This window comes from Meridianimarinicoccus zhengii, assembly GCF_003254465.1.
Lineage (GTDB): Bacteria > Pseudomonadota > Alphaproteobacteria > Rhodobacterales > Rhodobacteraceae > Meridianimarinicoccus > Meridianimarinicoccus zhengii.
Map to the genome: position 1 here is coordinate 1 of NZ_QDFI01000101.1, position 13,589 is coordinate 13,589.

The following is a 13,589-nucleotide window of genomic DNA, read 5'->3' on the forward strand; positions in this document are numbered from 1 at the left end:
CCGCGACCGGCAGCACGCCGGCACCGGGCAGCCCGGCCGCCGCGAGCACGATCACCCCGCAGCCAAGCCCCGCCAGTGCCGCGGCACAGCCCCGCCACACCGCCAGAAGCCGCGCCAGCCGGTACCCCCCCAGCATGGCCGTCACCGGCACGGCCCAGCCCGCGACCAGCAGCGCCCGCCACAGCCCCGCCGCGCCGTCGAACCCCGGCATCGCGGCGTATTGCGCGAACCACAGCGCAAGGACGAGCACCGCCCCTTCCGCCACCGCCGCCGCCAGCGCGACCTGCACCGGCGCCAGCGATGGCCGCCGCAGCCGCCATGCCACGCGCCGCGCGGCATCGTTCAAACCATGATCCATCGCACGCCTCTACCCCTCAACGACATGCAGGCTAGACGGGCAGGCGTTAACACCCGGTTGCACCGGACAGGGCAGACCCTCGATCCCGAAAAAATCCCAGGCCCTTACAGACCGTCGAACAGACCCGGCTGCAAGCCTTCCCAGAATGTCTGGATCGCGCGGGCGTTCAACGCCGACGCCCAGCCGAATCGCTGGAAATCCTCGCGCTCCAGCGGATCCTTCAGCCCCGACAGGAACAGCCGCCGATCGGCATCGCGCTGGGTGGGGGTGCGTGCCGCCGCCGCCGCGCGGACCCGCTCCATCCGTGCGGCGCGGCCCTGCCGTTCGCGGGCCAGCTGCACCGCGCGGGCATCCTCGGCGGGATCGGCGGGGCGCACGGGCACCGGCGCGGACAAGGGTGGCGGGACGGGGGCATCCGCAGCAGCGCCCTCCGCGCCGTACCCGTCCCGGATCGCCGCCGTCAGATAGCGCACGGGGCTTTTCACATGGGCCTGCCGCCCCACGTAATCGAGTTTCGCGCCGACAAAATCCTCGCCATGCTCGGCGATCCACTGGCGCGCCAGCCGGTCGCTGACCCCAAGACCCCGCAGCCGGTCATAGACCGCGCCCTGCCGCACGGCCCCGCCATCGTCCATGTCGATCATCGCCAGTTGCGGGTTGGGCTTGATGCGGAACCGGATGTCGGTCACCGCCCGGCCCTGCTTGCGCGTCTCGGGCGTGACGATGATGTTGCTGGTGCGGTTCACCTCGGCCACGGCGGGCTTGATGATCTTGGCGTTCAGATGCTTGTAGGTCTCGTAGTAATCCGACCCGTCCACGCCCATCAGGCGGCGGAACAGGGCCACGTCCCACCAGCCGGTGCTGCCTGTGCGCACGAAACGATAGCAGTTTTCATAAAGCGCGAGCGCATGGCCGCTGGCGAAGCGCCGCTGGATGTTCAGGTTGATCAGCGCAAAGACCTTGGGGTCGTGCAGCTTCGCCGCCAGCGCCGGGGAATAGGCGTAATCGCACACGCCGCCCTTGAGCCGGGCATAGGACAGAAGCGCCGACACGCCCCATTCCTGTTCGCCGTCCTCGCCCAGCATGTCCCATTCCGCGACCGTCTCCGCCAGCCCGCGCAAGCTGGCCTTCAGCGTCTCCATGTCGTTGGAATTGTAGCCGATCATCAGGCACAGGGTGCGCGCGTCGATCCGGTGCGTGGGCCGCGTGACCAGATCGTCATAGGCGTTGAGCAGCAGCACGTTGCTCAGCTTGCGCTGCAACAGGGACAGCTTGCCCGACACGTGGATGGCGGCGACGTTCTTCTTGACCGATCCGCGCCGCAACGGGCCGGTCAGCCGGTCCTTCGGGATGTCCTCCACCGGCGCGGCGCTGGCCGGGCCGCGGTCCGCCTTCGCCGTTTGGTCGGCCTGCGCCGCCGCTCTCGCCGCCTTGCTCATGGGGCCGGTTCGCTCTGCTGCCTCGGATCATGTGGTCTGCCGCCACGATTGCCCGGAAGACTGACAGATCAGGCACCCATCCGCAAGCGCCGCGCAGGTGCCATGGCCACGCCGGCCGCCCCGCCGCCGCTGCCGTCCCGCGCAGACCGTCCCGCGATCCCGCAAACGGGCACCTTTGGGGCGCGGCGGCGCCTGCGGGGACATCGTCGGGCCGAAAGCGTCGCCGGAAGCACGGTCTGCGCCCGGCCCGAAGCCGGTATCCCGAGAATCGGACCCCGTTCTCCCGCAGGCAGGCACCCGTGTTCCCGCAAACCGGCACCTCTCGCCCCGCATACGGGCACCCAGGTGCGGCCACATCATTGAAAGGAATGGATATTTCCGGGCCAAAGTCCTTAAAGACTCGAAAGGATTTAAACCGGGGACGTCGCCTTTGAGAGTCTCTTTCTATGGGTTTCGCGGCGAAACCTGCGCGTGGGATGGACGAATATTCGCTGTGAAAACGGGATACCGCCGAAACGCGCGATGTGTGATACTTGGCGCAAATCGCGCGAAACGGCGCACATCAGGCAAGACGCAGTCGCAGCAGGATCCATGACCCGGAAAACCGATACCCCGCCCCCGCCGTATTTCAACCTCGATCCCAAGGCCGCCGCCGGACGCTTGCCGCACCCTAGCGATACCGCCCGATTCGCGAAAGCGGCGGCCTTCGCGGCGCGGGGGCGGGAGGATCTGGCCAAGCGCGGCTATGCTCCGGACGGGCGGAAACGCCTGCGGAAATTCTCCACGTGGGAGATCTGCCGCTACCTCATCCCGGTGGCCCCGGCCCATCTGCGGCGGGTGCTGAAACAGAACCCCGACCTGCCCCAGGGCGAAGGGGCAAGCGGGTCCAAGTGGTTCACGCTGGAAGAGGTCATTTCGCTGCGCAACCACTTCGCCGAAGGCGGCGCCGCGTCCAAGGAATACAAGCCCTACCGTCCCAAGGGGCTGCCGGCCAAGGTCGTGGCCGTGGCCAATTTCAAGGGCGGAGTCGGCAAGACCTCCACCGCGGCCCATCTGGCGATGTCGGCGGCGCTGGACGGCTACCGGGTGCTGGTGGTGGACCTTGATAGCCAGGGGTCCATGACCTCGATCATGGGGGGCACGGTGCCCGACGAGTGGAAGACCGTCTTCCCCTTGATCGCCAAGGATTATGCCCGCCAGCTAACCGAAGAAAACGCCGTGCGGGAGGCGCAGGGGGAGCCGACCCTGCCGCTCGACGAGACCCTGACCGAGGCGCTCGGGACCACTGCCGCCGACATCGTCCAGCCGACCCATTGGCCGAATATCGACCTGATCGGGGCGCAGCTGAACCTCTATTGGGCGGAGTTCCAGATCCCCGTCTGGCGGATGAACCTGCGCCGCTGGGCCCTGTGGGAGGCACTGGCGAACTTCATGGCCGACGAGGACCTGCTGAACCGCTATGACGTGGTGATCCTCGATACGCCCCCTGCCCTTGGCTATCTGACGATCAACGCGCTGGCGGCGGCCGATATCCTGCTGGTGCCGCTGGGGGCGAGCTTCCTCGAATTCGACTCGACGGGGCGATTCTTCGACATGCTCTATTCGACCTTCGCCTCCATCGAGGAAGGCGAGAACGCGGCGCGGCGGGCGGCGGGGATCGACGAGGTGAAGTTCGAATGGGACGTGGTCCGCACGATCATCACCCGGTTCGACGCCAACCAGCAGACGGACCTGGCCAACGTGATCCAGGCCTATTTCGGCGATTTCATGAACGCCCACCGACAGGAATTCACGGCCCTTGTCGGGCAGGCCGGCGAGCAGGTGAACGGCATCTACGAGGCCGATTACCGGGAGTTCAACCGCGAGACCTATGTCCGGGGCCGGGAGGCGTTCGACCGCACCTATGCCGAGCTGAAGGAAATCCTGATCGGGTCGTGGTGGCGGGACGAGCAACTCGCCAAGGCCAGCCGCGACGCGGCGGAATGAGGGGGGTCTGAGCCATGGCACGACGCACCAAGCTGACCGCCCCGTCGGCGGAGGAGTTGCAATCGCTGGAGGCCGGTTTCGCCGCGAAACCCCAGGCTAGCGGGGCGGCCCGGATGCCCCCCATCGCGCAGGTCGCCGCCGAAGCCGCGGCCCTGACCCCCACCGCGACGGCGGAGATGCGGGCCGAGGCCGCCCGCGACAAGCGGGATGCCGAGCGGCTGCGGCAGGCGGAGGCGGAAGGGCTGATCCTGCTGGAGGTCCCCACCGCCGAGATCGTCGCGGACGAGCTGACCCGAGACCGGATGATCATGGACCCGGAAGCGATGGAGGAGCTGAAACACTCCATTTCCGTCAGTGGCTTGCGGCTGCCGGTGGAGATCTTCGAGATCGCCGATCCCGGCGAGGGGCCGAAATTCGGGCTTCTGTCGGGGTTCCGCCGGCTGGCCGCCCTGCGCGCGCTGGAGGCCGAGACGGGGCAACGGGAATACCGCACCATCCGGGCGATTCTGCGCCATCCGGGCAGCGTCGCGGGCGCCTATCTGTCGATGGTCGAGGAAAACGAGATCCGCGCCAGCCTGACGCCCTATGAACGCGGACGGGTCGCCGTGCTGGCGGTGCAGCAGGGTGCCTATGACGCGGTGGAGCAGGCGGTGAACGGGCTGTTCCACGCCGCCTCCAAGGGCAAGCGATCGAAGATCCGGTCCTTCGCGCTGGTGCACGAGGAACTGGGCGACATGCTCGCCTTTCCCGAACACCTGTCGGAACGCGCGGGACTGCGTCTGGCGGGGGCATTGCGCGCGGGGCTGGCGAGCCGCCTGCGCGAGGCGCTGGCCACCGGCCACGGCACCGACCCCGACAGCGAATGGCAGATCATGGAACCCATCGTCGAGATCGCGGAGGCCGAGATCCGTCCGCCCGCGCGCGGCGGGCGCCCGCGCAGCCGCCGCGCCGCGCCCACACCCGACAGCTCCGGCGTCTATCGGCTGGATAACGGCGTGACGATCCGGCGCGAGAGCGACAGCAAGGGATACTACATCCGGCTGGAAGGGCGGCAGGTCGATGCGGACATGGTCGAGACGGTGATGTTCGAGATCAAGCGCCTGCTGGAACCGCGCTGAACGGCGTCCTGCAAACGGGTACCTTTGACCGGGGCGGTGTCCTGTAGACGGGTGCCTTTGGAGTCGTTGGGGGCCTGTTTACGGGGCCTGCGGGCGCGTGGGCAGGGTTGAACGGGCGCCGTGCCGGGCGGTGCGAACGGGCCCCGCAAACGGGTACCTGTCGGGATCGGGGTAGTCCCGTAAACGGGTGCCCTTGGCGCGGCACGGTCTTGTGGCCGGGCGCCATTGCGCGCACCCGCGGCTTTGGCTATCAGGGCCGCGCGGGTGATTAGCTCAGTTGGTAGAGCGCTTCGTTTACACCGAAGATGTCGGGGGTTCGAGTCCCTCATCACCCACCAGTCTCCCCCGGTCCGTGCGCGTCAGCCCAGTTCCAGCGTCGCCACCGTGGCAATGGCATTGCCCGCTTTCGGGGGCGTGCCGCGATACATCCGGGCCGTGGTGAAGCTGCACGTCATCCCCGCGTCGTGGCAGAAGGCGGTGAGGTCGGTCTCGCTGTCGGGCACGTCGATCACCATCGGGCCGGCGGTGGCGGCGGCGGCGCGCAGAAGGCGCAGCGCGTCGTCCCGCGATGTCGCCAGAAGCGGGCCGATCTTGGTGCCGATCCGGCAGGTGCGGCGCGTCACGAAGCCCCGGATGCCGGGGCCGAGCACGAGGGTCCGCCGCGTCGCGGTGTCGGTGAGCCATGCGGACAGGAACGCATCGCGCCCATAGCCCTGCGCCGCGCGGTCCATGGCCATGAGCGCGGGCAGGTCGCCGGGCAGGACAGGGCGGATCGCGGGGTCCATGGCGGGGTCGAGCGTGCCTTCGAACCGGGTGGTTTCGCCGGTGCGGACGAAGCCGGATTTCGCGTAGTTCGGTTGCTGGGCGGGCACGCCGTCGAGCCCGACGGTGCGGCCCCCCGCATGGGCGAGCGCATGGTCCCACAGCCGCCTGCCGATCCCCTGCCCCCGCCAGTTCGGATCCACGATGTAGAGCCCGAGAAAGGCCATGGCGGGGTCGTGGTTGACCACGGATATGGCGGCGACTGGGCCGCCGCCCGCATCGGCCACGAAGAACCCGTCGGGGTCGGCGGCGAAGAAGGCCGGGGCATCGTCGTCGCCGGGGTTCCAGCCCTCGGCCGCGGCCCAGTCGAGGATGGCGGGCAGTTCATCCGCGCGCATCGGGCGCAGGCTGGGGGGCGTTTCGGGCATCGGCGATCCGTGCTGCTGGCGGTGCCATGGTGGCGCGGTCCGGGCCGGGGCGCAAGATTCGGGGTCGGGGAGCGGGCAGTTGCGCAAAGGCTTCGGTCTGCGCATTATTCTTGCGCGATACAGGAAATTATGCCTGTTATATGTGCAATTGGTGCCTGCATGGGCTGCCGGACCGGGCGAATGCTGCAAATTGCTTCAATCCCGGTGGGCTGGGCGGACAGCAAGAGACTATCGCAACAGGAGCGCCCATGCAGCAGACCATGCCCAAGCCCGCGGATCTGGAACTGGTGTCGCTGACCAAGCGCTATGGCACGACCGTGGCGGTGGACGCGATCAACCATCACTTCCGTGCCGGGGTCTATGCCTGCCTGCTGGGGCCGTCGGGCTGCGGGAAATCCTCCACCCTGCGGATGATCGCGGGGCATGAGGCGGTCAGCGGCGGGTCCATCGTGCTGGGCGGGTCGGACGTGTCGCATCTGCCGCCCGCGCGGCGGGGCACGGCGATGATGTTCCAGAGCTATGCGCTGTTCCCGCATCTGAGCGTGGCCGAGAACGTGGCCTTCAGCCTGAAGATGAAGGGCGTGGACGGGCCTGCGCGGCGCAAGCGGGCGGCGGAGATGCTGGACCTGGTGGACATGACGGCGCAGGCGGACCGGCTGCCCGCGCAATTGTCGGGCGGGCAGCAGCAGCGGGTGGCGCTGGCGCGCGCGCTGATCACGCAGCCGCAGGTGTTGCTGCTGGACGAACCGCTGTCGGCGCTGGATCCGTTCCTGCGCATCCGGATGCGGTCCGAGTTGAAGAAATTGCAGCGGGAGCTGGGGATCACCTTCATCCACGTCACCCACGGGCAGGACGAGGCGCTGGCGCTGGCGGACGAGATCGTGGTGATGAACAACGCCGTGATCGAACAGGCGGGCCCCGCGCGGGACGTGTTCGATGCGCCGCGCACCGATTTCGTGGCGCGCTTCATCGGCAGCCACAACGTGATCGCGCTGGCGCAGGGGCGCGTGGCGGTGCGCAGCGACCGGATCGGGCTGACCGACCCGGCCAATGCGCGGCTGCGCGGGCGCGTGAGCACGATCGAGTACCAGGGCACATCGGTAACGCTGAACATCCATGCCGATGGCGATCAGGAGATCGCCGCGGTGATGCCCGACGACCGGTTCTTCGCCGATCCCCTGAGCGAAGGCGCGGCCGTCGGGCTGACCTGGGACGACGCGGCGATGCACCGGCTGGGGGCGTGAGCGCCGCGAACAGGGCCAAAAGGCTTATCCAGAAGAAGGAGACAGGGAATGAGTGTTGAGACGACGAAGACGGGCGTGAACCGCCGCACGCTGCTGAAGGGGGCCGCGGCCACCGCCGCCGCGACGGCGTTTCCGGCGCCGATGATCTGGGCGCAGAACATCAAGGATATCACGCTGCGCCAGTTCGGCACGGGTGTGTCGAACCTCAACGACGTGGCGCTGAAGGTGAAGGAAGACCTGGGCTTCACGCTGGAGATGACGGCGCTCGACAGCGACGCCGTGACCCAGCGCGCGGCGACGCAGCCCGACAGTTTCGACATCGCCGATATCGAGTACTGGATCTGCAAGAAGGTCTGGCCGACGGGCAACCTGCAGGCGATGGATACCAGCCGGATCGCCAATTACGACAAGATCGTGGGCATCTTCCGTGACGGCAAGCTGACCCCCGAAAGCGAGATCGCGCAGGGCACCGCGCCGCATACGGTGGGCTTTGTCGAAGGACCGGGCGGGACCGATTTCGTGGACAACGAGTCCGGCTGGATGACGCTGATCCCCACGATCTACAACGCCGACACGCTGGGCATCCGGCCCGACCTGATCGGGCGCCCCATCGAGAGCTGGACCGAATTGCTGAACCCTGAATTCCGGGGCAAGGCGTCGATCCTCGACATCTCCTCCATCGGGATCATGGACATGGCCATGGTCTGCGAGGCGATGGGCGAGATCCAGTACGGCGACAAGGGCAACATGACCCGCGACGAGATCGACGCGACCTTCGCCATCTTCACCGAGGCCAAGCAGGCGGGCCAGTTCCGCGCATTCTGGAAGACCTTCGACGAGAGCGTGAACCTGATGGCGTCGGGCGAGGTGGTGATCCAGTCCATGTGGTCGCCCGCGATCACGGCGGTGAAGTCGCGCGGCATCCCGTGTGTCTACCAGCCGCTGAAGGAAGGCTATCGCAGCTGGGGCGGCGGGATCGGCCTGTCCAAGTCGCTGTCGGGCATGGAGCTGGACGCGGCCTATGACTACATCAACTGGTACCTCAGCGGCTGGGTCGGCGGCTACCTGATGCGGCAGGGATACTATTCGGCGGTGCCCGAGACGTCGAAGGAATTCATGACCGAGAACGAGTGGGGTTACTGGTTCGAAGGCAAGCCCGCCACCGCCGAGATCACCAGCCCGACCGGCGACGTGATGGACCAGGCCGGCGCGGTGCGCGACGGCGGGTCGTTCTACGACCGGATGGGCGCCGTGGCCTGCTGGAACGCGGTCATGGACGAGAACCAGTACATGGTCCGCAAGTGGAACGAGTTCATCGCGGCGTGACGTGACGAAGGCCCCGGCCGATCCTGCCCATGGGCGGGCCGGCCGGGTGCCCCCGTTTCCGGGTGATCCCGGCAGAGGATGACATGGCGGTTCTAGACACACCGGCCGCGCGGGACGCGGCGAAGCAGGCGCCGCGGGGACTGGCGCTGTCGCGCCACGTGGTGGGCTGGCTGCTGGCATCGCCGCTGGCGCTGGTGCTGGCGCTGTTCCTGATCCTGCCGATCATCATGATCGTGATCGTCAGCTTCTGGGGCGCCACGGAGTTTTCGATCTACCCCGCCTTCCAGTTCGACAATTACGAGTTCCTGTTCGGCTCGCCCGTCACCTATTCGGTGTTCCTGAACACGTTCAAATACGCCGCGATCACATGGGTCTTCACGCTGGTGATCGGGTTCACGGTCGCCTATTTCCTCGCGTTCCACGTGCACAGCCTGACTTGGCAGGTGGCGTTGTTCCTGCTGTGCACGATCCCGTTCTGGACCTCCAACATCATCCGGATGATTTCGTGGATTCCGTTTCTGGGCCGCAACGGGATCGCCAATTCCACGCTGATATCCTGGGGCGTGATCGACGAACCGCTGGACTGGCTGCTGTTTTCCGATTTCTCGGTGATCCTGACCTTCGTGCATCTTTATACGCTGTTCATGGTGGTGCCGATCTTCAACACGATGATGCGGATCGACAAGTCACTGATCGAGGCGGCATATGACAACGGCGCGTCCGGGTTCCAGACGCTGGTGCATGTCATCATCCCGCTGACCAAGCCCGGCATCATGATCGGGTCGATCTTCGTCGTGACGCTGGTGATGGGCGATTTCATCACCGTGCGCTTCATGTCGGGCAGCCAGTCGGCGAATGTGGGGCGGCTGATTTCCAACGACATCGCGCTGTTGCAATACCCGTCTGCGGCGGCGACGGCGGTGGTGCTGCTGGCCACGGTGCTGATCGTGATCGGCATCCTGCTGCGCTTCGTCGATATCCGGAAGGAGCTTTAGGATGGATGGCAGGCGCCCCCGATCCTTTTATGTGCTCGCGGCGTTCTTCACGCTGTTCCTGATCTTTCTCTATGGCCCGACGATCACCATCGCGATCCTGAGCTTTCAGGGGCCGCAGGGCGGGCTGACATTCCCCATGCGCGGCACGTCCTTGCACTGGTTCCGCGAGTTGTTCGAACAGCAGCAGGTCGGCGACATCTGGGGCAGTTTTTCGCGCTCGCTCGTACTGGGGCTGATGGTGATGGTGACGACCATCGTGGTGTCGGTCATGGGCGGGCTCGCGTTCCGCAAGCGGTTCGTCGGGTCAGGGCTTTTGTTCTATCTCATCATCACGTCGCTGGTGATCCCGTCGATCCTGATCTCGCTCGGGGTCGGGCTGATCTTCAACCAGTTGGGGCTGCGGATTCACTGGGCGAGTTCGGGCTTCGGGTCGCAACTGACATGGACCCTGCCCTTCGGGCTTTTGATCATGTTCGCGGTGTTCAACCGGTTTGACCGGAGTTACGAGGAAGCCGCGCGCGACCAGGGGGCGAGTGCGTGGCAGACGATCCGGCACGTGGTGCTGCCGATCATCGCGCCGTCGCTGATCGGGGTGGCGCTGTTCGGCTTCACGCTGAGCTATGACGAGTTCGCGCGGACGCTGCTGACGGCGGGGAGCTACAACACTCTGCCTTTGGAGATCTACGGGATGACGACGAACGTGACGACGCCGGTGATCTTCGCGCTGGGGACGCTGACGACGATATTCTCGTTCATCGTGATCGGGGTGTCCCTGCTGACGGTCTGGGCCATGGGGCGCCGGCGGGCGCGGCAGGGGTCGGATGCGGGCAAGGGGATGGTGTGAGGGGGATGCGCGCGTCTTGAGAATCGTCATCATCAACCCCAACAGCACCGAAAGCATGACCGCGGCCATGGCGGCGGGCGCGCAGGCGGCGGCCCCCGGCTTGCGGGTCGAGGGCTGGACATCCCATGGCGGGCCGCCCGCGATCCAGGGGGCGGCGGATGGCGATGCGGCGGTGCCGCACCTGCTGCCGCTGGTGCAGAAGGCCAGCGATGGCGGGGCGGACGGCATCATCATCGGGTGTTTCGACGATACCGGGCTGGAGGAGGCGCGGGCGCTGGCCGCCTGCCCCGTGATCGGGATCGGGCAGGCGGCGTATCACATGGCGGCGTTGCAGGCGGGGCGGTTTTCGGTGGTCACGACCCTGGCCGTGTCGATCCCGGTGCTGGAAGAGAACATCGCGCGGACGGGGTTTTCGCCATGGCTGGGCCGGGTGCGCGCGAGCGGCGTGCCGGTGCTGGCGCTGGAGGCGGACCCGGCGGCTGCGGACGTGGCCATCCTGGCCGAGGCGCGCACGGCGCTGGCCGAGGACCGGGTGGGCGCCATCGTGCTGGGATGCGCGGGGATGGTCGGCCTGCCGGAACGGATCACCGCCGCCACCGGCGCGCCCGCCATCGACGGGGTGACGGCGGCGGCGCGGCTGATGGCGGCGATGCTGGGCTGAGCCGGAGGCGCTGGGTCAGCCCAGCTTGGCTTGAATTTGCGGGCGCGGTTACCCGCGCCCGACGAAGGGCATCTTTGTCGCCATGATCGTCATGAACTGCACGTTGGTGTCGAGCGGCAGGTCGGCCATGTGCAGTACGGCGTCGGCGACGCGCTCCACGTCCATCACCGGTTCGGGACGCACCGACCCGTCGGCCTGGGGCACGCCCTTGGCGATGGGGGCGGCAAGTTCCGTCAGCGCGTTGCCGATGTCGATCTGCCCGCAGGCGATGTCGAACGGGCGGCCATCCAGCGACAGGGTGCGCGTGAGGCCCGTGACCGCGTGCTTGGTGGTGGTGTAGGCGACCGATCCGGGCCGCGGCGCGTGGGCCGAGATCGAGCCGTTGTTGATGATGCGTCCGCCCTGCGGATCCTGCCGCCGCATCAGCCCGAAGGCCGCGCGGGCGCACAGGAACATGCCGGTGACGTTGACATCGACGACGCGGCGGAATTCGGCCACGTCCATCTCGTCGATCAGTTGCGCGCCAAGGCCCGTGCCCGCGTTGTTGAACAGCGCATCCAGCCGCCCCCATTCCGTGGCGACCTTGACGAAGGCGTCGGTGACGGCGTCGGCGTCGGTCACGTCGCAGGGCAGGATCATGCAGTCGGGGGCGGTTCCGGCGGTGTCCTCCAGCGCGTCGCGGCGGCGGCCCACGAGCGCCACGCGCCAGCCCGCCCGCAGGAAGCGTTCGGCGGTGGCGCGGCCGATGCCGCTGCCGGCGCCGGTGATCAGGATGGTGCGGGGGGCGGTCATGGATGTCCTTCCGGTCTGCGTGATGGTTCACCCTTGCTAACGCACGGCGCGGCCATGTCCACCCGTCAGTCGCGGCGCGTGTCCCGGCTCAGGGCAGGTAGACGGCGCGGAAGAGCGCCGTGACCGCGTCATGCTCGTCGGTCAGGATCAGGGTCTGTCCCGCGACCTGCCAGTTGCGGGATTGTTGCAAAGCGTCGGCGAAGCCGCGTTCCAGCGCGTCGAGCGGCGGCGGGCAGGCCATCATGGTCATCGCCATCTGCCCGAAGGCGACGCTGGTCGCCCCGGTGTCCACCCCGCCCATCATGCGGTTGCAGCCCGCCGTGGCGGCGACGCGGACCCCCTCCCCCGGCGCGGGGGGCAGGAGCACCATGTGCGGTTCGGTCGCGTCGGGCACGGGGGCGACGGGCGCATCGCCCAGCCGGTCGAGCCGCCAGTAGGTGTTCACCAGCCCCGCCTGCGCGCGGTTTCGGTCGCAATCCTCACCGGGCCAGAGCCCGAGCAGGCGGTCCACCCGCAGGGTCGGGCGGTCGGGGCCTTCCATGGCGGGACGGCTGGCGATGTCGCCCTGCACGGTCACCAGCACCGGGGCTGCGGGGTCCGCGCCAGCATCCAGGTAGGCGCGTTCGAGCGCGAGGTATCCACCCTCCATCGCCACGGGAACGCGCAGGCCGGTGCGGCAGTCCTCGAACAGCGCGGCATCGGCGAAATAGACGAAGGCGCCGGTCATGGCCCCCGCCACGGGCAGCGGGTTGGCGCCGGCATCGGCGGTCAGGTCATAGGGGAGGTCCGACAGGATCGGGCTGCCGTCCTGCGCCAGAAGCCGGAGGCTGTCGGGCCCGGTGATCTGCCAGCGGATCGGGTCGCCGTCCACATCGCCCAGCACCAGCGCGCCGGTCGCGGGGTCGAGATGCCAGCGCCCGCGGTCGGTCTGGACCAGCGGGTCGTCGCGCCCCAGCCAGTCGCGGCGCAGGTGGAACCCCTGCCCGGGAAAAAGATCGAGCTGGTGGGCGATGCCCGCGCAATCGGCGCAAGGCAGCGTGCCGGTGAAGCTGGCAGGCAGGTTCAGGCCGTGGACGGGGCGCGGCGGGCCTGCGTCGTCGCCTGCGTCGGCCTGGTCGGCGACGCGGATCATCATCAGGTCCACGCTGTCCGGCGCGTCGCGGGTCAGAACGGGGGCCACCGTGTCGGTGGTGAACATCAGCCTGCCGTCGGGACCGTGCACCTGCGCGCGCACGGCATAGGTCAGGCGCGGGTCGATCGCGTCCGGGTCGTAGTCGATGGCGAAACCGAAGGGCGGCGCGCCGGGATCGGTCCGGGTGACGCGGCCGAGTGCGACGGCGGGCGCGTCGGCGCGGGAGATGTCTTCCAGCACCGCCTCGAAGGTCGCGCCGGGGGGTAGCAGCATCCGTTCCCTGTAGGTCGCGGTGCCTTCGAGCACGTCCGCGGATGTGGCCCCCGCCAGCGCGGCGAAGAGGGCAGCGGCCAGGGGCGTCGCGGCGCGGGAGAACGGTATCATCGGCGGGCTCCGGGTCCGGTGCTGGATCGAGTCGGATGGAGCATGCCGGGGCGGCGGCGCCGGGGCAAGGGCCGGTCCGCCGCGCGGGCGCGGATCAGCGCCGCGCGGACGGGGCGGCGG

Annotated in this window: 11 protein-coding genes, 1 tRNA gene and 1 pseudogene; 8 read left to right on the forward strand and 5 right to left on the reverse strand. The window is 68.3% G+C overall.

Translation table 11 applies throughout. From position 1 onward, the window contains the following. Positions 1–358 (reverse strand): annotated as a pseudogene (locus tag DDE13_RS20320) (hypothetical protein); the annotation flags it as partial. 104 nt (positions 359–462) lie between these two features. Continuing rightward, a complete protein-coding gene (locus DDE13_RS20325; RefSeq protein ID WP_111406055.1) occupies positions 463–1,797 on the reverse strand; it encodes a replication initiation protein in 1,335 nt (444 codons plus the stop codon). Between the two features lie 591 nt (positions 1,798–2,388). Here DDE13_RS20325 and DDE13_RS20330 point away from each other — a divergent pair. The 3 genes from DDE13_RS20330 to DDE13_RS20340 all read left to right on the forward strand — a co-directional run bounded on the left by DDE13_RS20330 (position 2,389) and on the right by DDE13_RS20340 (position 5,239). Next, complete coding sequence (locus DDE13_RS20330; RefSeq protein ID WP_111406056.1) at positions 2,389–3,783, forward strand: AAA family ATPase; 1,395 nt, start codon at positions 2,389–2,391, stop codon at positions 3,781–3,783. Between the two features lie 14 nt (positions 3,784–3,797). Continuing rightward, positions 3,798–4,901 (forward strand): ParB/RepB/Spo0J family partition protein, encoded by a 1,104-nt coding sequence (locus DDE13_RS20335; RefSeq protein WP_111406057.1) that lies wholly within the window; start codon positions 3,798–3,800, stop codon positions 4,899–4,901. A gap of 262 nt (positions 4,902–5,163) precedes the next feature. Then, positions 5,164–5,239: transfer RNA gene (locus DDE13_RS20340), tRNA-Val, on the forward strand. 21 nt (positions 5,240–5,260) lie between these two features. Here the strand turns inward: DDE13_RS20340 and DDE13_RS20345 are convergent. Continuing rightward, positions 5,261–6,091, reverse strand: coding sequence for a GNAT family N-acetyltransferase (locus DDE13_RS20345; RefSeq protein WP_235868794.1), 831 nt, complete (start codon positions 6,089–6,091; stop codon positions 5,261–5,263). Positions 6,092–6,339: 248 nt separating this feature from the next. Here DDE13_RS20345 and DDE13_RS20350 point away from each other — a divergent pair, with 248 nt between their 5' ends. The 5 genes from DDE13_RS20350 to DDE13_RS20370 all read left to right on the forward strand — a co-directional run bounded on the left by DDE13_RS20350 (position 6,340) and on the right by DDE13_RS20370 (position 11,161). Further along, entirely contained in the window at positions 6,340–7,335 is a 996-nt protein-coding gene (locus DDE13_RS20350; protein ID WP_235868795.1) for an ABC transporter ATP-binding protein, read from the forward strand. A gap of 48 nt (positions 7,336–7,383) precedes the next feature. Further along, positions 7,384–8,661: an ABC transporter substrate-binding protein gene (locus tag DDE13_RS20355; RefSeq protein ID WP_111406058.1), complete on the forward strand. Its 1,278-nt coding sequence runs from the start codon at positions 7,384–7,386 to the stop codon at positions 8,659–8,661. Between the two features lie 83 nt (positions 8,662–8,744). Continuing rightward, the gene (locus DDE13_RS20360; protein WP_111406059.1) at positions 8,745–9,656 is read left to right on the forward strand and encodes an ABC transporter permease; all 912 of its coding nucleotides are present in this window, start codon (positions 8,745–8,747) and stop codon (positions 9,654–9,656) included. Between the two features lies 1 nt (position 9,657). After that, positions 9,658–10,500: an ABC transporter permease gene (locus DDE13_RS20365; protein WP_111406060.1), complete on the forward strand. Its 843-nt coding sequence runs from the start codon at positions 9,658–9,660 to the stop codon at positions 10,498–10,500. A 16-nt stretch (positions 10,501–10,516) separates the two neighbouring features. Continuing rightward, on the forward strand, positions 10,517–11,161 hold the full coding sequence (locus DDE13_RS20370) for an aspartate/glutamate racemase family protein (protein ID WP_111406061.1): 645 nt from the start codon (positions 10,517–10,519) through the stop codon (positions 11,159–11,161). A gap of 48 nt (positions 11,162–11,209) precedes the next feature. Here DDE13_RS20370 and DDE13_RS20375 read toward each other — a convergent pair whose 3' ends face one another. After that, positions 11,210–11,953: an SDR family oxidoreductase gene (locus tag DDE13_RS20375; protein WP_111406062.1), complete on the reverse strand. Its 744-nt coding sequence runs from the start codon at positions 11,951–11,953 to the stop codon at positions 11,210–11,212. Between the two features lie 88 nt (positions 11,954–12,041). Continuing rightward, entirely contained in the window at positions 12,042–13,469 is a 1,428-nt protein-coding gene (locus tag DDE13_RS20380; protein WP_111406063.1) for a YbaY family lipoprotein, read from the reverse strand. Positions 13,470–13,589 lie beyond the last annotated feature (120 nt).